Origin of the sequence: Lentibacillus sp. Marseille-P4043 (assembly GCF_900258515.1) — a bacterium.
GTDB lineage: Bacteria > Bacillota > Bacilli > Bacillales > Amphibacillaceae > Lentibacillus_C.
On sequence record NZ_LT984884.1, the window covers coordinates 3,211,890 to 3,232,089 of the forward strand.

Genomic DNA, 20,200 nt, shown 5'->3' on the forward strand with positions numbered 1-20,200 from the left:
ATTTGAAGGGAGGATGTAGTTTGAATAAAGCTTTTATTTACATTATCTTGGGAGCGGCACTTTGGGGGACGATTGGCTGGTATGTCAAAAATTTATACACATACGGTTTCACACCAATGGAAGTAGTTACATTACGCGTATGGTCAACGACAATTATCCTTTTATTCTACATGATCATTAAAGCACCAAGGAAGCTAAAATTACAATCCATTTATGATCTTAAATACTTTATTGGCACAGGCATTTTCAGTATCATTTTTTTCAATTATTGCATGTTTACAGCCATCGATTTATCGACTATACCTGTTGCAACAGCATTACTCTATACGGCGCCTGCCTTTGTAACTATTTTGTCCTTCCTATTATTTAAAGAGCCTTTTACAAGAGTAAAACTGATTGCCTTATTCATTACACTATTGGGTACTTGCTTTGTTGTCGGGTTAATTCCAATAAGTGTTGCTTCGCTAAAATTAAATAGTTTGCTATTTGGAATTGGATCAGGAATCGGATATGCTCTATATAGTATTTTCAGTAAGTTCGCTTTAAAAAAATACACAAGCCTAAGTATAACCACCTATACATTTTTCATTGCAAGTATTACATTGTTACCATTTTTTCCATATAGCGAGAAGTTTCATTTATTACTTCAACCATCAGTATTGCTCTATGCATTTGGTTTAGGTTTCCTGCCGACCGCAATAGCCTATATTGTTTATACATATGGATTGAATCAAACAGAAGCTTCTAAGGCATCGATTTTAACAACCATTGAGCCCGTTGTAGCTACATTAATTGGTGTGTTTATATTTCATGAGGCGTTTACGATTTTTCAAATGGTTGGCATGGTATGTATTCTTGGCTCCGTCATGTTAATTCAGGTATATTCCAAACCAAACAAGATCAGGGTAAAGACGTAAATTTTTTCGCTTTTTATGGATTTGACCACAAGATGATCTATAAAAAAGAAGCAATCTTGTGATTCGATTAAGGTTTTCCATTTATGACAGAAAGAAAACAGGCTGTTCCTTAAAGCTACCCCGCACTTGTAAATCGGGTGTCAAACATAAGGAACAACCTGTTTTAACTTTATTCGGTTAAATTATATTATCATTGAGCAAACGTTCTTGTTTAGCTGAAACTAGTTTAGCTTGCTTTTTTTCTAAACGTTTTTCAATTTGGTTTAAAATTTTTTCGTCTTGCATCAGTTCTTGTTTATTTTGCTTTACAAGCTGTTCAAAAGTTTGTATTTTTGGACGCATATGTTACACTCCTTTTCCCTTGTTACATACAGTATACCCTATTCGCCGCATTATTAATCAAAATTATTCGAAAATTATTTGAACATTTTGTGAAGAAATGCAATCATCAGAATCCCAAATACGAGAAAAACAATTATAGCTTGTCAAAATCACACGCTATGACTGGTTTTCAAATTGACTACGCTCTTGCACCTCGATGGCTGTGTCAACAAATGCTAAAAGTACACAATATTACGAATCCTATCCTCAACCATTAGTCAATATGCCACATCTTAAGCGTTAACCAATGGTATAAACGACTCACAGGTCATGCGTGAGCATATCGAAAAAGATGTAATCATGTTTATGAGAAATTAATCCAGATGGGGCGTTCTACTTTTCCCAAAATTCCCTGTAATAACGATAAGCTCTTTGAGTTAAGAATTCATATAGTTTGGCAAGGAAAAGTTGCTTTATATCAGGGGATTCATTTTCATACTTAGGTGAAGGATACATGCGGCTTTCTACGCTCATGATTTGACAACCATTAAATAAGCTTCATGCCTTTTTACAATCGGCACAAATATAATTGCACTCATTTTGTAACGTATTATCTATTAGGTAAAAATTTTAAAGTTTAACTTTATCAGTTTGCTTTTGCTGTTCATATAAATTTAACAGTTTATCTAATTCTTGACTGATGGTTATCGATTCTAGGCTAGTAAATCCTTTTTGGAAGGCAATCTCAGTCATTTGATTCCGTAAAAATTCAATTTGTTCTAATAGTTTTTCTGTATTCCCCATTTTAGCTTGTCCGTACCTCCTTTAGAATAGACCAACTTCTTAACTTTAGCATAGTTAAACAAATATTGACAAGCCTAACTATTTTTTTGATAGTTATTTCTCGTCTCTTTTGAAGCGTTATGTTAACATAATTATGGATGTGCAACGTAGAAAGGATGTTTCCATTGGCTGAAACCAAAAAGAAAAATGAATGGATCGAATGGGGTAAAGCCATTTTTATTGCAATTTTATTAGCTTTCTTTTTAAAAACATTTGTGTTTGCTACTTCCATTGTTGAAGGAGAAAGCATGGTCCCTACCCTGGAAGACGGCGAGCGAGTCATTTTTAATAAATTTGTTTACTTATTTGACGAGCCTGATCGTGGAGATATCGTCATTATTCAACGTCCCATTAAAAATTATGTGAAGCGGGTCATTGCATTACCAGGTGAAACCGTAGAAATGCAGGGTCACCAACTATATATTGATGGTCAAAAATATAATAAAACCTTTGTGAGTGAGGATGCAATTAATCATACTGGCAACTTTGGGCCAATTCAAGTACCGGAAAATAATTATTTTGTGATGGGTGATAATCGCGCAATAAGCAAAGATAGTCGAAATGGATTGGGATTTATTAATGAAGATAATATCATTGGCAGGTCAGAAATTATCATCTATCCATTTGATAAATGGTCAATGACTAGATGAATTAATAGTAAAGTATGCGTTTCAGAAGAAGGTTAAAAAACCGCGAAGTTCAGGGCGTTTTTCTTACCGGACTTTTTGAACAACCTCTTAAAGGGGCAGACAGATAAGCTTGTCTGGCCCTTTAAAAATGTTGTTACTCATTATCAAAAATGCAGTATCCAATATTAAGTAGTACGAGTACGAGGCAAATAATTCCAAATACTGTTTCCCACATGAGCATGTACCCCCTCTATGTATTTTCAAGTAGCAAAACGTTTTTAATCAATTTACGTTTGTTTACAACACCCTTTATTATTATATCACATCAATTTTCCAAAATGAAATAAACATATTTATTATCCCATCTAATGAAAACGTCTATACATTTTACGAATCCATACATAGTATAACTGTAAACGCCCTGGGAGGTGAAATGATATGTCATACGGATTTGGCGGCGGCTGCGGCTGCGGCGGTGGCTACGGTTATGGTGGCGCCGGCTATGGTGGCTACGGCGGCGGAAGCAATTTTGCGCTAATTGTAGTGCTTTTCATTCTTCTAATCATTGTAGGGACAGCATTTTATTGCTAACTAACAATTTCTGCTTGTGCTATTCTATTAGCACAAGCGTTTTGTTGGTTTACATATTTCTCAAACCTTATACATCCACGCTCTTTCGCTTACTTGAGGATGGTATTTTTAGTTCTTCTCGATATTTTGCGACGGTTCTTCTTGAAATCGTAATCCCCTTTTTTGTTTTAAAATAATCAGCTATTTTTTGATCGGAAAGTGGCTTCTGTTTACTTTCCTTGTCAACAAAATCCTTCAGTAGCAATTTTACTTTTGCCTGTGACGTAGCATCACCATTATCTGTCGTCAGTTTTGTAGCAAACAGCAAGCGAATGTCAAAGGATCCTTTAGGTGTTTGAATCACTTTATTTGTAGTGGCCCTGCTAACTGTGGATTCATGCATATTAATTTCATCGGCAACTTCCTTTAATGTTAAAGGTTGAAGGTCGGCAAAGCCGTTAATGAAAAAATGACGTTGTTTATTCAAGAGAACACGGACGATTTTTAAAATTGTTGACCGGCGCTGTTCAATACTATTCAATAGCCACTGGTATTTTCTGTAATGATCATGCACATATTTCGACACCTCATTCTTCTCCGTTAAAAAATCGATGTAGTGGCTATTTAAACCAATTTCAGGTAAATAACCATCATTCAAATATGTAACAAAGTTATCCCCTTTACTTTCTACAATAATATCCGGATTTAAATAATCTGCCTTACTATTTGATATATCTGTACAAGGACTCGGATCAAGACACTGAATTTTATCATAAATTTCCTTTACCTTTGCCAGCGGTATATCAAACTGTTTAGCAATCTCCTTCCATTTTTTATCCGCTAAAAGTTGCAAATGATCTTTAATCACACATGCAAGCAAACAATCTTCAGGGAAATATGCTGTTGCCTGTATGAATAAGCATTCCTGTAGATTTCTTGCACCAACGCCCACTGGTTCCAATTGTTGAAGTTGGGTAATGCCTTTGTTAATTTCTACTTCATTGAAAGGAGTCTCGTTTGCAATGACCTCAACACTTAATGGCAAATACCCATTATCATCTAAACTCAATATTAAAAAATGTAACAGCTTCTTCTCTTTTTCTGTAATATGAAGAAATTGTTTTTGCTCAAGCAGGTTTTCCCGCATACCCATTTCATTACTTTCGATAAAATCAAATGGGTCATGTGATGTATATATAGTTTTATTTGTACGGTTCGTTTTGTAGGGAATATCGGGAACATTTTCTTTCAACTCGATTAACGGATTTTCCAATTGCTGCTCCTGAATAAACTGATATAATTCATATGTTGAATACTGTAATAGCTGGATTGCCTGCCTTAGTTCGGTCGTCATTACAAGATTCAACGTTTGCCTTTGTTGAAGTACAAGTTCCAATTTAGTCCCTCCTTACACAATAACATTTTTGTATCCGCTTACATAATAGTATAATACGAATCGAGTTAAAAATCGATGGGATAATTGAACTTTTAAAATTTATTTTATTGTTTGCTGCTTTAAAAAATACAATAACCGTTCTGTTTTAAAGAGAACGGTTATTGTATTTTTTCTTCTATTGTAAATTAACCCAAACACTTTTCACTTCCGTATAATTTTCCAATGCGTATGTTCCCATTTCCCGTCCAATCCCTGACTGTTTGTATCCGCCAAATGCCGCAGCAGGGTTTTCTTGATTGTAGTCGTTAATCCATACAGTTCCAGCTTTTAAGCGATGTGCCACTTGGTGACCAGTCTTAATATTTTCCGTCCATACACCTGCGGCTAAGCCATATAAACTATCATTTGCTCGTCTAACGACTTCTTCCGTTGTATCAAATGGAAAGACGGTCACAACTGGCCCAAAAATTTCTTCTTTTGCAATTGTCATATCGTCTTCAACATCCGCAAACACGGTCGGCTTGACAAAATAACCTTTGTCAAATTGCTTTTGCCCACCGGCAACAAGTCGAGCTCCTTCTTCTTTTCCTTTTTCAATATAATGCAATACACGGTCATACTGTTCTTTGGAAACGAGTGGTCCCATATCTGTTTCTGGATCTAATCCATTACCTAGCTTCACTGCTTCTGCACGTTTTGCTAGTTCTTCAACCACACGATCATAATGCTTGCGGTGAACGAATACACGCGACCCTGCACTACAGTTTTGCCCGTGATTGTACATAATCCCTTCAAAAGCGCCTTCAATTGCCTTTTCCACATCAGCATTCTCTAAAATGATATTAGGAGATTTTCCACCAAGCTCAAGTGTGACATGTTTGACCGTGTCTGCTGCCTTGCGCATAATTTCTTTTCCAACAGTTGTCGATCCTGTGAAAGCAATTTTGTCAATATCATGATGGTCGACAATGGCTGCACCAGCAGATTCACCATAACCAGGTACGAAATTAACCACCCCATCTGGGAATCCAGCCTCCTTGAATAACGTTGCTGCGTACAGTAACGAAAGCGGGGTTTGCTCTGCAGGCTTTAAAACGATTGTACATCCAGTAGCTAACGCCGCACCTAATTTCCAGGAAGCCATAGATAGTGGAAAGTTCCATGGAATAATCTGACCGACAACACCAACTGGCTCATGTCTTGTATAATTTAAATAATCATGAAAAATAGGAACGGTCTGACCAAGGACTTTCGTTGCCCAACCCGCATAATAACGGAAATGTTCTGCAGTTCCATCGATATCATCTTCCAAAGCTACAGAATACAGCTTTCCATTATCCAAAGCTTCTAATTGTGCAAGCTCTTCTCTGTTCTGTTCAATTAAATCAGCAAGTTTGTAAATCAAGTGAGAACGCTCTGCTGTACTTAGTTTAAGCCATTCCCCATCTTCAAATGCCTTTCGTGCAGCTTTTACCGCCTTATCAACATCCTCCGCTTGTGCTTCACTCACCTGTGCAAGCACTTCTTCTGTAGCCGGATTATACACATCAAATTTTTTACCACTGATCGCCGGAACAAATTCACCGTTAATATATAATTCCTTTTTTCCTTCTAAAAATTGTTTTACCTTTGGCTTTAACGTAGTTTCTAACGTAATCATTCTTATTCCTCCCTTGAGTAATTTAGCTTCATTCAGTGGGGTATTGCTTTATCCCCATTGAATGTCCTGACTTTCAAACAAGTCTTATTCCGTAACAAGCAAGCTATTTAAAATTTCTTGAAGCTTCTGATCTTCTTCATCAGTCAATGGGAGACGTGGTTTACGTGATGGTCCACCTACTAACCCTTGTAAATCCATTGCCCGTTTTACAATTTGTACATATTTTCCAGTTCCCTCGATAAAATTGCAAAGTGGAAGAAGTCTATCATATAAATCCCATGCAGCATCAAGTTTGCCTTCTTGGACACTATTAAATAAATCAGTAGCCAATTTTGGCGCTATGTTACCTGCTACGGAAATCCATCCAGTTGCACCCACCAAAAATGATTCTAATGCCAAATCGTCTGATCCGCAGAATGTTTTTATAAAGCCTTTCCCCTGTCTAGTTATATCGCGAACTTTCTGGATTTCTCCACTTGATTCTTTAATATGTGTAATATTATCAACATCGCGAGCAACGTTTAGGATTGTTTCTGTCCCAATATCAACCCCCGATGTGAACGGATTATTGTAAATCATTACTGGAATGGTTACGGATTGTGCAACAGTTTTAAAATGTTCATAGATTTCATGATCTTTTGGATGTGCATAATACGAATTGATTAGCAGCGCTGCATCAGCACCAACATCCTCGGCATGTTTCGTATACTTCACCGCATCTGCTGTTGTTTCAGCAGCAGTACCAACGATTAGTGGAATACGTCCTTTCACTTGTTCTACTGCTGCTTGTGCAACATTAAATTTTTCTTCCTTCGTTAAACTTACAAACTCTCCTGTACTTCCGTTTACAACGATCCCTGCTACATTCTCGCTAATAAAATGTTCGATATTCTGCTTTAACCCATTATAATTAACCTCACCATCTTGATTCATTGGTGTAATAAGAACTGGAAATGCTCCCTCTAATTTTTTCATGTTATATTCCTCCCTAGATTGTAAGTTTTATAGATTATGAATTTACTACTTCCTTGGCATCTTGACCGTTTTGCTCAGTCTTTGTGTACCAAATAAATTTATTCGTGTAGCCATAGATCAGTGATATAACAATAACTAAAAAGTTAAACCAAAGGAAAGGTAGATAGGTTAGGGTTGATACCCCAAGTGTTGCAGCCATAAATACCCCTCCATCAGACCATGGAACCATTGGTGTTGTAACTGTCCCACCAGCTTCGGTATTTCGTGATAGTACGCGTCGATCAATGTTTAAGCGATCGTAATTTTCTTCGGTAATTTTACTAGCTGTAATGATGGATACATACGCGGCACCACCAAAGAAATTACCGAAAAAGCCTGAAAGCATTGTCGTTAATGTAGTCTTACCGGCATTGTTTGCCCATGCTAGCATCGTATTACAAATGACCTGTAAAATACCTATTCTCTCCATCAATCCACCTACCCCAAGGGCAAATAGAATTAATACGATGACACCAAGCATGAATTCAATACCACCGCGATTTAATAGATTGTCAATGAACGCTACACCAGATTCGATATTGTTACCTGAATATAGACTATTGACAGCGTCAAACGCGGAAACACCTTGGAAAAGAAAAGCCCATATAGATCCTAACAATGCACCAAATAAAATTACTGGTATAGATGGCATTTTCAGTGCAAGCAACAGTATGACAATGACAGCTGGAATCAACATATACCACGAAATGTTAAAATACTCACTCAATGATGCCATCGTTGATTCTGCTTGGCTTAGATCCCCATCCCCTTGATGAAAAAAGAACCCTGTACCGAGAAACAACAATCCTGCAATGACAAAGGCAGGCGCACTTACAAATAACATCGATTTAATGTGCTCAATTAAATTAACTTTTGATAGTGATGCAGTCATAACCGTCGTATCAGATAATGGTGAAAGTTTATCCCCGACATAACATCCAGAAATAACGGCACCAGCAACTAATGCGACTGGAAATCCAAAGCTGACCCCAATCCCCATCATAGCAATACCTGCAGTACCAGCAGACCCAAACGATGTACCAGTTGCTAGTGACGTGATGGCACAAATAATAAATGCCGCCATCAAGAAAATACTTGGATCAATAATCGAAAGCCCGTAATAAATAATACTTGGAACGACACCACCTGCTATCCATGTACCGATCAATGCACCAACGGAAATGAGGATAAGTACAGCCTCTAGCCCATCATATATCCCCTTCAAAATACCCTTCTGCATTTCCGCATAGGTAAAGCCAATCCGAAGTCCGACTAGCATGATCATAAACCAGGTTGTTAGTAATGCGAGTTGAATTGGAAATTCAAATTGAACGACAAACAGGAACATAATGACAATAAAACTAACCAGTACAAATAGTACCTCTGGCAACGTCGGTAACCTTTTTTCTGCGCTCATATTTCACTCTCCTTTTTTAATCGTTGTCTTCCTTTCCATCAAGCAACCGTTTTCAAAATTAACACAATAATAACCCCCCTTTTGTTATTGCAATAAAAACCCATTTTGTAGTGGGTCTTCTTGGTCATAAATAAATTGATGTATGCCAGTTACAAAACCTTGTGTTTCAACAGAAAATCGGTTATTCGTTTCAGTTATGAATGTTGCTGTCAACTTACTGTCAAAAATACTGTAATTGGTAAGCTCTGTTAACGGTTTAGTCCCGTTCGACAATACGGTTAAAATAGCAAACGTACTGTCTATGCCTGGTGACCGTAAAATACTTCCATCCTTTTCAAACGTGACAGATCGTACCTCATTTCTTTTTTCATTATGAGGTTCCGTTATGACAATACCGTCAAATAGAATGCACTTACTTCTCATTTGTTCCGCAGTTTCCATCCCCCACTTTTTAATAGAAGCTAAATCCTCCACCCTAATTCCTGCTATCGTTTCAGGTAGATCGTAAATCAGGTAACTACGTGATTGATCGATTTCTACTAATCGGTAATCATCGGTAGTCTCAGCTAGCTGACATGCACCACTTTTAATTCGGGTAGTACAAACCTCTTGATTCTCAAAACTCGCGTAGACTGAATGAATGCCATTGACTGTATCAATGTCATAAACGTTATTTTCTTTTTTCGCCAAGTTACCTGTTTCCAATAAGGCTGTCACCGATGCAACCAATCCGGCGTACTTGAATTGCACATCATGATCATGATTCACAAAAACACATGCAAAATCAGCCGTGTTAGAAGGAATGACAATACAACCATTCATACCACGGTGTCCCCGAGGTTCATTCAACAACAATTCTTTTTCATGTCTATATTTTTCTTCAACAAGAGCTTGGTTTAATTCCAAATTTTTCTCGTGTAGTGTGATCGCTGAATGCACGATAATTCGAAATGCCTCACCTGCAACATGCGTATCAATTGTGGTAAACATTTTTTCAACATTCATTTGTGCACCTCCTCCCTAATGGCCTTCCATCGGCGGAATAAGTAAATAGCCTTCTTTTAATGGATCTTTTTCGTTATAGAAGAAGCGATGCATCCCCATCACCCAGGCGGAACCTGTCACTTCCGGGATAACTGCTTCATGATCCTTGATAGCTGTTAATACTAGAATTTTTGCTTTAAAAAGCGTACCAACGATGCTTTCATAGACGAATAGCTCATCTTTACCGATTTCATTTTTGCTGTACATGGTTGCCAATTTTGCAGAAGTTCCCGTACCACATGGAGAACGATCAATTCCACCAGGCGGAACAACAACAGTATTTTTGAGATCTGCCTCTGGATGGACCGGATCCGTATAAAACTCAATATGTGTTAAACCGTTAATAAAGGGATGTTCCGGATGGACGATCTCTTCTTTTGCATTGATGGCATTCCGGATTGTAATTGCTTGATCAATAATCGTTGAAGCATTGTCTGTCGTTAAACCCAACCCTAATTTACGTGCATCGATAATTCCATAAAAATTACCGCCATATGCAACATCACATTCGACATGGCCAATACCTTCTACATCAATTTCAACCCGTTTTAACAAAAAGGAAGGCACATTTAGAAACGTTACTTCTTTCGCTATTCCATCTTCTACTTTGACTTTTACTTTTACCAAACCAGCCGGTGTATCCAAATTGATCATCGTATATGGTTCTTTCACCTCAATTAGCCCTGCTTCAACAAGCGCCGTACAGAAACCAATCGTATCGTGGCCACACATCGGTAAATAACCACCGGTCTCAATATAAATAACACCAACATCTGCTTCTGGATGACATGGATTGACCATCAAGGCACCTGACATTACATCATGGCCGCGTGGTTCATTCATCAAAAATTTACGAATCCAATCATAGTGCTCTTTCATATACAGCATCTTTTCCGACATCGTGTCACCCTTCAACTCTGGTAAACCGCTCAAAACCGTCCTTGTCGGATTTCCGCCAGTATGTGTGTCGATCGTGGTAAACAGTCGTTGAAACTTCATTTAACTCCTCACCCTCTCTTTAAATCTGTCATGACGCAGTGCTTCTATTGGTATCGATGTTTCACTTCCAGAGATCAGTTCCTCAATCACTTTTCCAGTTACTGCCGCCAAACTAATACCATCCCCTTCATGTCCAGCCGCAATATAAAATCCTGGCACTTCATCCACATGGGAAATGATAGGAAGATGATCCTCTGTCCATGGTCTTAAACCGGCATATGTCCGAATAACCGTCATGTCAGCCATTTTCGGATAGAATCGTACCGCCCGTTTCGCGATATACTTGGTTACTTCATGGTTTACATTTATGTCAAATCCGTTAAACTCCCGACTGCTTCCAATTAAAAAATTTTGACTTTCAGTAGGTTCGAACACCAATGCAACACCATATTTATCTGTTATGGGATCCACTATCCGTTCTCCGCCAAACTTAGAAATGAGATAGCCAAATTCCATTACCTTTCGAAGACCCACCGGCTGTTGTCTAGAAGCAACAATTAATTGTCCTTTTCTTGGTTTAATTGGAATATCGATATCAAGCATTTCACCAATGTACGGAGCCCACACCCCACATGCATTGACAACTTTATTTGCTATGAAGGTTTCATTATTTGTTTCAATTACAAACCGGCCAGACGTATCTTTATTTATGTTTTTCACTTCTGTATGTGTATGTATTTTTGCACCATTTTTCTGTGCACTGTAAAACATGGAGTACGTAAGCATATATGGATTGACGGTCGAATCTGTTTTACACTCTAACCCACCATAAAGATCATCCGCAAAATAGTCGGATTCATTGCGCAAGTCTTCCCTGTCAAGCATCTTGAAATCAAGCCCTGCCTCCTGCTGTTGGTGTACCCACTTTTGGGCTGCTTCCAATTCAGCATCATTTTCACACACAAGAATGCTCCCAGGATTACGGTATTCAAAAGAAATCGCTAGTTCTTTATCCAATTCATGTACCAATTGTTGACTTTTTAATGACATTTGACTGTCAAACCCAGGATCCTTGTCGATCGCCAATATATTCCCATCGCATCTAGACGATGTTCCACTAGCCAATTCTTTTTTTTCCAGGACAGTTATATCTAACCCCGCCTTGGAACAATAGTAGGAAATCGCTGCTCCCATAATCCCTCCACCGATTACGACAACGTCCCGATGATTGGTATTATTCATAAAAAATCCCCCTTTTTAAAAAGGCCAACCTTTTCATAATCCATATTGCAACTTTTATTCCAATTTAGGAGAATCCGTGAATTCGTCTTTTCTTAATGAAGTCTATGCTTAGTTCCCACCCTCAAATTTTGTATGTTTCCCGAAATAATTCATCCATTATTAGAAATAACATTGATTTCGTTAATTTGATGTGTCAAAATATTTTTAAAATGTATATATTTTTATACAATTAAGGAGGCTTGAGGTAATGATTTCAATTTTTCCTGGTATCGAAGAATTTTTAGATACACAATTTATCGTGTTAAACAGTAGTGAAATGACTGAGAATGAGATAGATTCAATTGCTAAATCAAACTACCCTAAACCAGTATTTTTGGTTAAGGACAATACGTTTTACCTGATCAAGTGTTCATACAAGACAAGTCAACACCTATATTTCCCATGCGGAATAATTTCAGCAAACGAAAATATTGATTACATTGTAGAAAAAGTAGCAGTATACGAGCACTTAATTGTGAAGGATCAGAAAGGAAATGTTCTAGGTTATGTGAACTCTGTAGGATTAAGTGAAAAATTGTTTAAAGCCTATCAACATTTACAGGCTTACATTTCCACCATTCTCGAAACAATCGATGAATCATGTACCGTAATCGATGATAATAAAAATGTAATAGCGTGGACAGAAGGTGCAGAACAAATTTTCTCAGTCAAACAAGAGGAGATCATAGGCAAACAAATTACAGATTTCTTCAGCCCCAAACGATTAGAAATATTAAACACACTAAAAAGCGGAACATCTGTTCATCACAGCCAGCATAAGGCCAGAGAAAACCAGGTTGTAATGATTAACTCAAATCCAGTATATTTTAAGGAAAAAATTATCGGGGCTGTTGTATCAGAAACTGACATTACCAGTCAAATCAAGCTAAACAGAGAATTATATTATGCCTCCGAAAAACTATTCCATTTAGAAAAGGAAGTAAACAAATTAACATCTACAGAGGATCCATTTATCAAAATTAGAGGGAATAGCTCTGTTTTAAAAAAGACCATTAATAAAATTAAAAAAGTAGCCGCAACTGAAACAAATATTTTAATATGTGGAGAAAGCGGTGTAGGAAAAGAACTTTTTGCCAAAGCAGTGCACACCATCCGCGAAGGCAACCAAGCACCATTCGTTGTTATTAATTGTGGTGCAATCCCGTCCGCATTGTTCGAAAGCGAAATTTTCGGCTATGAAAAAGGTGCATTTTCTGGCGCTGATCAAAAAGGAAAAAAGGGGAAAGTTGAACTTGCCAAAGGTGGAACATTGTTTCTCGATGAAATTGGTGAAATGCCACTGGATATGCAAGTAAAAATGCTACGGTTACTTCAGGAAAAAAAGTTTTATCCAGTCGGTGGAACAAAGGAAATAAAAGTAGATTTCCGTGTAGTAGCAGCAACAAACCGTGACCTTGGGGAACTTGTAAAGGGAGGTAAATTCAGGCAGGATCTTTATTATCGGTTAAATGTCGTAAGCATTGAAGTCCCACCGCTGAGAGAGCGATTGGAAGATATTATTGAATTAACACATTATTTCCTTCATGAAATATCCATTAAATACAACCGACCTATTCATGGAATATCACAGTCTGTCATGCAAGCCCTTCTCCAACACCAATGGCCAGGAAATATTAGAGAACTAAAAAATGTTGTCGAACGGCTTGTAGTCTTTTCGGAAGACGGTGAAATAAAACTAGATGATCTACCTTTCGATACAGACACATCACAAGCAACCAATGGTAATCTTGTTGCATTGTCAGCATATGATAATCGATCATTACAAGAACGGCTACAGGAATTTGAAAAAGATATTATTCTTAAAGAATTAAAAAAGGCGGACGGTAATAAATTACTATGCGCTAAAAATCTTCAAGTGACCAGAGCAACCCTTTACAATCGATTAAATAAATTAGGAGTAAAGATTTAACCCGGAAATTTGGCATTATTCTTGCATGTAAAATGATACAGACACTAATGTAGGAGTGATCCAAATGACAGAAAAAGAGATGATAGTTTGTAGATGTGAGGAAGTAACATATAAAGAGCTCATTGAAACTGCTGAAACATACAATTGTTCAGCGAGAGAATTAAAACTTCGTACCAGGGCTGGCATGGGTTATTGCGGTGGCAGAACATGCCGGAACATGGTCGATAAGGTTTCAGAAACATTAGATACTAACAATCGCACCCAAATAACATTGAAATATCAACCTCCCATACGCCCGGTCCGTTTTGGAGATTTAGGGGGGCAGGAACAATGAGCCAACGAATCTTAGAACACCCAGTACTGGGAAAATTGGAGGCAAATAATTATGTTTCGTTTACATTTAATAATAAAGACTATAAAGGGTTGGCAAATGAATCGATTGCTGCAGCACTATTAGCCAATGGGATTCGTACACTTCGCCATCATGAAGAAAGCGGCACACCTCGGGGCATCTATTGCAATATCGGCCATTGCTTCGAGTGCAGGGTAACCGTGAATGGACAACAAGGAGTTCGTGCATGCTTAACACCATTACAAGAAGGTATGATAATCGAAAGTGGTGGAAAGCTCCCCACTCCTGTAAGGGATTGGAGGGCTGAAAATGAATGACGTGATTATTATCGGTTCAGGGCCTGCTGGATTATCAGCTGCTATCACATGTACTAAAAAAGGATTAGATGTAGTGTTAATTGATGAATACCTTAAAGCAGGCGGAAGACTTTTAGGCCAACTATATGAAGAACCAAATGGATCATGGTGGAATGGCATAAACGAGTCAAACCGTTTATACCAACAAGCACAAGATTTAGGGGTTCAAATTCAATTGAGCACACCTGTAAATAATCTGGAAAAAATAAATGATGAATGGGTTGTCTACACAGAAAAAGAAACCCTTTACACGAACCATTTATTACTAGCAACAGGAGCTGCTGAATCCCCTGTGCCTGTGCCAGGATGGACAATACCAGGCGTTATGTCTGTTGGTGCTGCGCAAGTGATGACAAATGTTCATCGCGTAAAGCCTGGCGAACGAGGAGTAATCATCGGAGTGAATGTCCTTTCAGCTGCGATTGCCATGGAATTAAAAATGGCTGAGATAGATGTAGCTTGTCTCGCATTACCATCGTTAAATCAGATGACAGAAAATGCTGCACTACCCAGGGATGTATTGGATTCGCTTCTCCATGTATCCCATATGGCCCCCTCCCCATTTATCCGATATGGCAGCAAAATAATGCAAAATGATTTCATGAAACAATTAGGGATTACTTTCTATCCTAAAAAAGGTGTAAAAATGTGGGATATTCCGATTCAGCTCAGAAAGGCTGTCATTGAAATTTATGGTGATGAACAAGTTGAAGGCGTCACTTTAGCTACAATAAATAAAAATGGTGAAGTAGTAGCTGGAAGCGAGGAAAAAATAACATGTGATTTTGTCTGTATCGCAGGAGGACTATATCCATTAGCTGAATTAGCTTCCGTTGCTGGCTGTCCCTTTTATCTAGTTGACGAATTAGGTGGCTATGTCCCGATACATAATGAACGAATGGAAACAACACTTGACGGATTATATGTCGCCGGAAACATTACCGGCATTGAAGGTGCCAAAGTCGCCATAGCCCAAGGGGTAACAGCAGGATTGTCAATTGCTCGCAACTCTGGAGTAAGCGGGTTAGATGAAGAAATCCGGAAATCCATTCGAGCGACTAAGCAAACGAGAGATAGTGCTTATATTCAGTTTCATCCGGAAGTAAAGAAAGGAAAACGAATAGTTCAGGAACAATGGGAAACGTACAAGGCATCTCGTGAAAAGCATGAAACGTACTAACCAGTATCGAACGTTCGATACTGGCTATATCATTTTAAGAGATTTATAGATTGGAGATAGAATATGAATGAGAATGCCAGTTGTCTACTTATCGATCGTATTCGTAATGGTGTTATGGGGATTTAATGTCATTGCGATTAAGGTTATCGTGGAACAGTTTTCACCTGTTACCATTACTGCCCTACGCATCTTTTTGGCTTCGATTGTTGTATAGATTATTTTATGGAAGCAAGGGAATATTCGACTACCAAAACAAAAGGAAATTTTATATGTATTGCTTGCGTCCCTAACAGGAGTTCTCGGACATCATTTCTTTTTATCGGTCGGATTGACGAAAACAACTGCTTCCAGTACAGGGTTAATATTAGGAACAGTTCCACTTACAACTTCAATCCTTGCAGCAATGATGTTAAAAGAAAAATTATCCACATTGAGGGTAACAGGACTTCTATTCGGTCTTACTGGTGTATCAATAGTCGTTCTTTACGGCAGTGCTGGCATATTAGGCATTAACATTGGCGATCTATACATCTTCCTTGCCGTTCTATCACAAGCCCTAAGCTTTATTTATATCAAAAGGGCATCAGCTACAATGAAATCAAGTCTCATAACAGGTTCGATGTTGTTAATTGGCTCCTTTTTACTTTTTGTCGTCAGTATCGTTATGGAGCCAGCCGGTCTATCCAGCCTAAAAAACGGCACCATTGTCGGTTGGACTGTCTTTCTTGCCTCGGGAATTTTAGCAACAGGGATAGGACATTTCTTATATAATGGTGCGATTCAGCATATAGGAGCTGGAAGAACTTCTATTTTCCTAAACATGTCACCATTTTTTGCTTTGTTGGGGTCCGTTTTATTTTTGGGAGAGGTAATCTCTATCGTACAAATTCTTGCTTTTGTGCTTATTGTAGTTAGTGTGATCCTAGGTTCTGGTTTGGGTGATAGGTATGTTTATAGGAGGAGACGTGATTTAAAAGAGAATGCGTAATAAAATAATTTACTTTTAAAACCTACGTGAAGAATCCAACAGTAAATCATATTATCTATATTTAATAGATTTTTCATTCTATCAATATTTCGAGAGCTAGTATTAATACAAAATTTAATACTGGCCTTTAAAATTCACGATCTACCACCACTAAAAATTTATTACAAAACCTATAGTAACCTTTTATACCAAATTTAAATCTTACACACTCTCCCATGATACAAATCTTACATGTTAATATAAAAGAACAATGGAGGTTTTATGTTATGAATATTGACTTTAAAAGTAGGCTAAAAACATTGCAAAATAATTTAATTAAGAGCAACATTGATGTAGCAATGATTACATCACCAGCAAATGTATTCTATTATACTGGGTTCAATTCCGACCCACATGAAAGATTCATGGCTCTAATTTTGGATTGTCGTAATCAAGAATTCACCTTGTTTGTTCCTGCATTAGATAAGGAAATTGCCGATAGTGAATCTATTGTTAAGAACATCATTCCAATTTCTGACGAAGAAAATCCTTACGATAAACTTAAGGATGAACTTGGAGATAAAATAAACCATTTCGGGCTGGAAATGAAATTTGTAAGCATGATTCAGCATCAACATTTGATAACTGCCTTTCCCGAAGCTACTTATAAAGACATCCAACCATTTATCAATGCACAACGTCTAAAAAAATCCAAAGACGAGCTGGTATATGTACAAAAAGCAGTTGATATCATTGAAAATGTTCTGGCTGAAGGGATTAAAAAAGTAAAAATAGGTATGACCGAATTGGATTTAACAGCTGAATTGGAATATCTAATGAAAAAATTTGGTGCAGAAGGTCCATCATTTTCAACCATCGTATTATCTGGAGAAAAGGCCGCCTTGCCACATGGAACTCCTGGAAACCGCTCTTTCCAAAAAGGTGATTTTTTACTAATTGATATGGGTGTACAAATAAGTGATGGTTACTGTTCAGATATAACAAGGACCTTTATTATCGGTGAAGCAACGGATAAGCAAAAAGAAATATATGAAATAGTACTTAAGTCCAACCAAGCAGGCATCAATGCTGTCAAGGAAGGAGTACCACTTAAAACGTTTGACATTGAAGCAAGAAATGTCATCAAGGAAAGCGGTTATGGTGATTATTTTAATAACCGTGTAGGACATGGTCTCGGTATCGAAGTACACGAGGAGCCATCTGTTCACGAAAACAACAATCAAACTGCTGAAAAAGGATTACTGTTTACAATTGAACCCGGGATTTACATACCCGACTTTGGCGGAGTTCGAATAGAGGATGAAATTTATATAAATGAAAATGGAGAAAGAGAAGTGCTGACTTCCTTTCCAAAAGACTTGCAAATATTAAAATAAGATGTTCAATTAGCTATTTATCTCATTATCGGAAAACTTTTAATAAGTAAGCAGAATACAATAATTATAGCTGTAGTCAGAAAGCATGGTTTTTGGACTTCCTTTAAATACTAAAATCACCGCCCAAACAAGGCGGTGATTTTAAACTGTCAATAATATCTAAACCATCTCCAACAATCCCGTCAACTCTCCCGGTGGTAATGGCTTACTAAAATAAAATCCTTGCATTTCATCACATTTTTCATTCTCTAAAAATGTAAGCTGATCAACAGTTTCGACCCCTTCAGCTATTACTTTCATATTTAAAGAGTGGGACATGCGGATAATCGATTTGACAATAGCTTGATTTTGCTTCTGGTCTTCATCCATAAACATTTTATCAATTTTCAGCTTTGTAATCGGGAAAATACTTAAATACTTAAGTGATGAATACCCTGTTCCAAAATCATCAATCGAAACCAGGACTCCTAATTTTCGTAATCGGCTCATCATCTCTAAAATATATTCTTCGTTTGATGTAATGTGCCCACTTGTCAAGACACAAAAATCGATTTTTTAAGATAAAGTCTCCTTCCTAAAAGTCTAATCTCCCCGACGCTTTAACGGCCACTTTTTTTCCAAGTCTTAAGGTTTGCTGAAGCCCACCACCCTTGACCTTGTTTATGCCATGGTAGTTCTCTTGTGGCGGATGGGAAAAATTCAGCCTTTACGGCTCCTACCCGCACAGCCAGCGTACCATGGCCAATCACTTCCTAAGTTCCGCTGGCGGGGCCCCGACCCCTTCCAGCGATCACTAAGGGGTGGCACGGCGGTCAAGGGCAAGCAGCTTCGCTGTGGTTAATCGCTCCTTCCATAATGTATATTGGCCGGTGTTTTTTCTCCTAAAGCTTGATGTGGCCTACTCCAGTTGTAATGATGCATGTAGAGCTTCGTCATTTGTTTTAATTCCAACACCGTCTCCGGGTATAGTAAGTAAAGCCTTTCCCATTTGTAACTTCGGAAAAAACGCTCCGTTCTGGCATTGTCTTTTGCGCGTCCTCTACCATCCATGCTGATTTTTATGGATTCATAGCTTTTGATGCAATTGATATAATCTTTGGATGTGAATTGACTTCCTTGATCACTGTTGATGATCTCGGGCATTCCATGTGCCTGAATAGCCTTCTCTACTGTACGAACAATAAAATCGGTCTGCATTGTGTTGCTTAAAGACCACCCCACGATAAATCTTGAATACCAGTCTATAATAATCACAAGGTACATAAAGCCTGCTGGAGTGCCACAATACGTAATATCAATACCCCAAACCTGATTTCGGTGGGTAATGCTTGTACCCCGAAGCAGGTAAGGGTACGTTCGTGCCTGCAAATCCCGCTTGCTCAGATTCGGTCCGGGATAGAACGCGGTTATACCCATTTCTCGCATATAACGACGTGTCCGCTTGATTCCTATATTGGTAAAGCCTAGTTTTCTTAACTCATTTCGGATTCTTCGGCAGCCATATGCAGGTTCATTAAGGTGTATTCGATCAATGGCATTTTTGATGTTGATTTCCTCTTGACTTGGCTGGTGCACCTTGATTTCATAGTAAGCACTTGCCCTAGACAAGTTTAATAGTTTACACTGGTGCTTAACTGTTAACTCCTTACTATCAAAGTCTATTAGTGCTCTTTTCTCCTCCAATCTGAGACCTGTTGTTGTTTTTTTTTCAGCCAATTCATGTCCACGGTCAACTGTCCAATTTGATTAATTAACTCCTCCTTTTCCGCCTCGTGCTCCTGCTTAAGTTTTTCTAATTCCGTGGATTTTTTGTCAAAGACAGCAGGCATGTTATTCAGAAACTCCGTCTTCCACCTGCTAATAAGTTGTGGGCTTACTTCATATTTTTGAGCGATTTCATTAAGAGTACTTTCTTCTCTCAATATTTCTAAAACAACCTTTGCTTTTTCCGCTGAACTATATCTTCTTCGTTTTTTACTCATAGCAC

General features: G+C 38.0%; 19 protein-coding genes and 2 pseudogenes. 10 read left to right on the forward strand and 11 right to left on the reverse strand.

The genetic code is table 11. From position 1 onward, the window contains the following. The first annotated feature begins 20 nt into the window (after window positions 1-20). On the forward strand, window positions 21-917 hold the full coding sequence (locus tag C8270_RS15955; RefSeq protein WP_106497789.1) for a DMT family transporter: 897 nt from the start codon (window positions 21-23) through the stop codon (window positions 915-917). A gap of 177 nt (window positions 918-1,094) precedes the next feature. On the opposite strand, the gene C8270_RS15960 is transcribed toward C8270_RS15955, so the two are convergent. Both C8270_RS15960 and C8270_RS15965 read right to left on the reverse strand, forming a co-directional pair. After that, window positions 1,095-1,259 (reverse strand): FbpB family small basic protein, encoded by a 165-nt coding sequence (locus tag C8270_RS15960; RefSeq protein ID WP_106497790.1) that lies wholly within the window; start codon window positions 1,257-1,259, stop codon window positions 1,095-1,097. A 609-nt stretch (window positions 1,260-1,868) separates the two neighbouring features. After that, complete coding sequence (locus C8270_RS15965) at window positions 1,869-2,042, reverse strand: aspartyl-phosphate phosphatase Spo0E family protein (RefSeq protein ID WP_106497791.1); 174 nt, start codon at window positions 2,040-2,042, stop codon at window positions 1,869-1,871. Window positions 2,043-2,206: 164 nt separating this feature from the next. Between C8270_RS15965 and lepB the strand changes: the two genes are divergently transcribed. Together lepB and C8270_RS15975 are read left to right on the forward strand one after the other, a co-directional pair. Beyond that, the gene (gene lepB, locus C8270_RS15970; protein ID WP_106497792.1) at window positions 2,207-2,731 is read left to right on the forward strand and encodes a signal peptidase I; all 525 of its coding nucleotides are present in this window, start codon (window positions 2,207-2,209) and stop codon (window positions 2,729-2,731) included. A gap of 417 nt (window positions 2,732-3,148) precedes the next feature. Then, window positions 3,149-3,301, forward strand: a complete 153-nt coding sequence (locus tag C8270_RS15975) for a YjcZ family sporulation protein (RefSeq protein WP_106497793.1) — start codon at window positions 3,149-3,151, stop codon at window positions 3,299-3,301. Between the two features lie 67 nt (window positions 3,302-3,368). Here the strand turns inward: C8270_RS15975 and rpoN are convergent, their stop codons facing one another. The 7 genes from rpoN to C8270_RS16010 form a co-directional block, all read right to left on the reverse strand. Further along, window positions 3,369-4,676, reverse strand: a complete 1,308-nt coding sequence (gene rpoN, locus C8270_RS15980) for an RNA polymerase factor sigma-54 (RefSeq protein ID WP_106497794.1) — start codon at window positions 4,674-4,676, stop codon at window positions 3,369-3,371. 175 nt (window positions 4,677-4,851) lie between these two features. Beyond that, complete coding sequence (locus tag C8270_RS15985; RefSeq protein ID WP_106497795.1) at window positions 4,852-6,336, reverse strand: aldehyde dehydrogenase family protein; 1,485 nt, start codon at window positions 6,334-6,336, stop codon at window positions 4,852-4,854. Window positions 6,337-6,420: 84 nt separating this feature from the next. Continuing rightward, window positions 6,421-7,311, reverse strand: a complete 891-nt coding sequence (dapA, locus tag C8270_RS15990) for a 4-hydroxy-tetrahydrodipicolinate synthase (protein ID WP_106497796.1) — start codon at window positions 7,309-7,311, stop codon at window positions 6,421-6,423. A gap of 34 nt (window positions 7,312-7,345) precedes the next feature. Beyond that, a complete protein-coding gene (gene nhaC, locus C8270_RS15995; RefSeq protein WP_106497797.1) occupies window positions 7,346-8,767 on the reverse strand; it encodes a Na+/H+ antiporter NhaC in 1,422 nt (473 codons plus the stop codon). Between the two features lie 84 nt (window positions 8,768-8,851). Next, complete coding sequence (locus C8270_RS16000; protein ID WP_106497798.1) at window positions 8,852-9,772, reverse strand: proline racemase family protein; 921 nt, start codon at window positions 9,770-9,772, stop codon at window positions 8,852-8,854. A gap of 15 nt (window positions 9,773-9,787) precedes the next feature. Further along, window positions 9,788-10,810 (reverse strand): proline racemase family protein, encoded by a 1,023-nt coding sequence (locus C8270_RS16005; protein ID WP_106497799.1) that lies wholly within the window; start codon window positions 10,808-10,810, stop codon window positions 9,788-9,790. Further along, window positions 10,811-11,992 (reverse strand): NAD(P)/FAD-dependent oxidoreductase, encoded by a 1,182-nt coding sequence (locus tag C8270_RS16010; protein WP_106497800.1) that lies wholly within the window; start codon window positions 11,990-11,992, stop codon window positions 10,811-10,813. A 247-nt stretch (window positions 11,993-12,239) separates the two neighbouring features. Here C8270_RS16010 and C8270_RS16015 point away from each other — a divergent pair, with 247 nt between their 5' ends. From C8270_RS16015 to C8270_RS16040, 7 genes and pseudogenes are all read left to right on the forward strand, one after another. Further along, a complete protein-coding gene (locus C8270_RS16015) occupies window positions 12,240-13,961 on the forward strand; it encodes a sigma-54 interaction domain-containing protein (RefSeq protein WP_106497801.1) in 1,722 nt (573 codons plus the stop codon). A 64-nt stretch (window positions 13,962-14,025) separates the two neighbouring features. Further along, the gene (locus C8270_RS16020; RefSeq protein WP_106497802.1) at window positions 14,026-14,295 is read left to right on the forward strand and encodes a (2Fe-2S)-binding protein; all 270 of its coding nucleotides are present in this window, start codon (window positions 14,026-14,028) and stop codon (window positions 14,293-14,295) included. Further along, window positions 14,292-14,630, forward strand: a complete 339-nt coding sequence (locus tag C8270_RS16025; protein ID WP_106497803.1) for a (2Fe-2S)-binding protein — start codon at window positions 14,292-14,294, stop codon at window positions 14,628-14,630. Before C8270_RS16020 ends, C8270_RS16025 begins: the two co-directional genes overlap by 4 nt. Beyond that, window positions 14,623-15,849: an NAD(P)/FAD-dependent oxidoreductase gene (locus tag C8270_RS16030; protein ID WP_106497804.1), complete on the forward strand. Its 1,227-nt coding sequence runs from the start codon at window positions 14,623-14,625 to the stop codon at window positions 15,847-15,849. The genes C8270_RS16025 and C8270_RS16030 overlap by 8 nt, the downstream gene beginning before the upstream one ends. 73 nt (window positions 15,850-15,922) lie before the next feature. Next, a pseudogene (locus C8270_RS20500) lies at window positions 15,923-16,318 on the forward strand (DMT family transporter); the annotation flags it as partial. A gap of 45 nt (window positions 16,319-16,363) precedes the next feature. Continuing rightward, window positions 16,364-16,837 (forward strand): DMT family transporter, encoded by a 474-nt coding sequence (locus C8270_RS20505; RefSeq protein WP_267894868.1) that lies wholly within the window; start codon window positions 16,364-16,366, stop codon window positions 16,835-16,837. A 266-nt stretch (window positions 16,838-17,103) separates the two neighbouring features. Further along, window positions 17,104-18,213: a M24 family metallopeptidase gene (locus C8270_RS16040; protein WP_106497805.1), complete on the forward strand. Its 1,110-nt coding sequence runs from the start codon at window positions 17,104-17,106 to the stop codon at window positions 18,211-18,213. 159 nt (window positions 18,214-18,372) lie between these two features. Here the strand turns inward: C8270_RS16040 and C8270_RS16045 are convergent, their stop codons facing one another. Both C8270_RS16045 and C8270_RS16050 read right to left on the reverse strand, forming a co-directional pair. After that, entirely contained in the window at window positions 18,373-18,750 is a 378-nt protein-coding gene (locus C8270_RS16045) for an EAL domain-containing protein (protein ID WP_199794687.1), read from the reverse strand. Window positions 18,751-19,050: 300 nt separating this feature from the next. Then, window positions 19,051-20,195, reverse strand: a pseudogene (locus C8270_RS16050) (IS3 family transposase). Between the last annotated feature and the right edge of the window lie 5 nt (window positions 20,196-20,200).

Bases quoted from the DNA above. Each gene is read 5' to 3' on its own strand.
- C8270_RS15965 (WP_106497791.1), bottom strand. From the start codon at position 2,042: ATGGGGAATACAGAAAAACTATTAGAACAAATTGAATTTTTACGGAAT.
- C8270_RS16040 (WP_106497805.1), top strand. From the start codon at position 17,104: ATGAATATTGACTTTAAAAGTAGGCTAAAAACATTGCAAAATAATTTA.
- C8270_RS16005 (WP_106497799.1), bottom strand. From the start codon at position 10,810: ATGAAGTTTCAACGACTGTTTACCACGATCGACACACATACTGGCGGA.
- C8270_RS16000 (WP_106497798.1), bottom strand. From the start codon at position 9,772: ATGAATGTTGAAAAAATGTTTACCACAATTGATACGCATGTTGCAGGT.
- nhaC (WP_106497797.1), bottom strand. From the start codon at position 8,767: ATGAGCGCAGAAAAAAGGTTACCGACGTTGCCAGAGGTACTATTTGTA.
- dapA (WP_106497796.1), bottom strand. From the start codon at position 7,311: ATGAAAAAATTAGAGGGAGCATTTCCAGTTCTTATTACACCAATGAAT.
- C8270_RS15960 (WP_106497790.1), bottom strand. From the start codon at position 1,259: ATGCGTCCAAAAATACAAACTTTTGAACAGCTTGTAAAGCAAAATAAA.
- C8270_RS16030 (WP_106497804.1), top strand. From the start codon at position 14,623: ATGAATGACGTGATTATTATCGGTTCAGGGCCTGCTGGATTATCAGCT.
- C8270_RS16010 (WP_106497800.1), bottom strand. From the start codon at position 11,992: ATGAATAATACCAATCATCGGGACGTTGTCGTAATCGGTGGAGGGATT.
- C8270_RS16015 (WP_106497801.1), top strand. From the start codon at position 12,240: ATGATTTCAATTTTTCCTGGTATCGAAGAATTTTTAGATACACAATTT.
- C8270_RS15985 (WP_106497795.1), bottom strand. From the start codon at position 6,336: ATGATTACGTTAGAAACTACGTTAAAGCCAAAGGTAAAACAATTTTTA.
- C8270_RS16025 (WP_106497803.1), top strand. From the start codon at position 14,292: ATGAGCCAACGAATCTTAGAACACCCAGTACTGGGAAAATTGGAGGCA.
- C8270_RS15975 (WP_106497793.1), top strand. From the start codon at position 3,149: ATGTCATACGGATTTGGCGGCGGCTGCGGCTGCGGCGGTGGCTACGGT.
- C8270_RS16020 (WP_106497802.1), top strand. From the start codon at position 14,026: ATGACAGAAAAAGAGATGATAGTTTGTAGATGTGAGGAAGTAACATAT.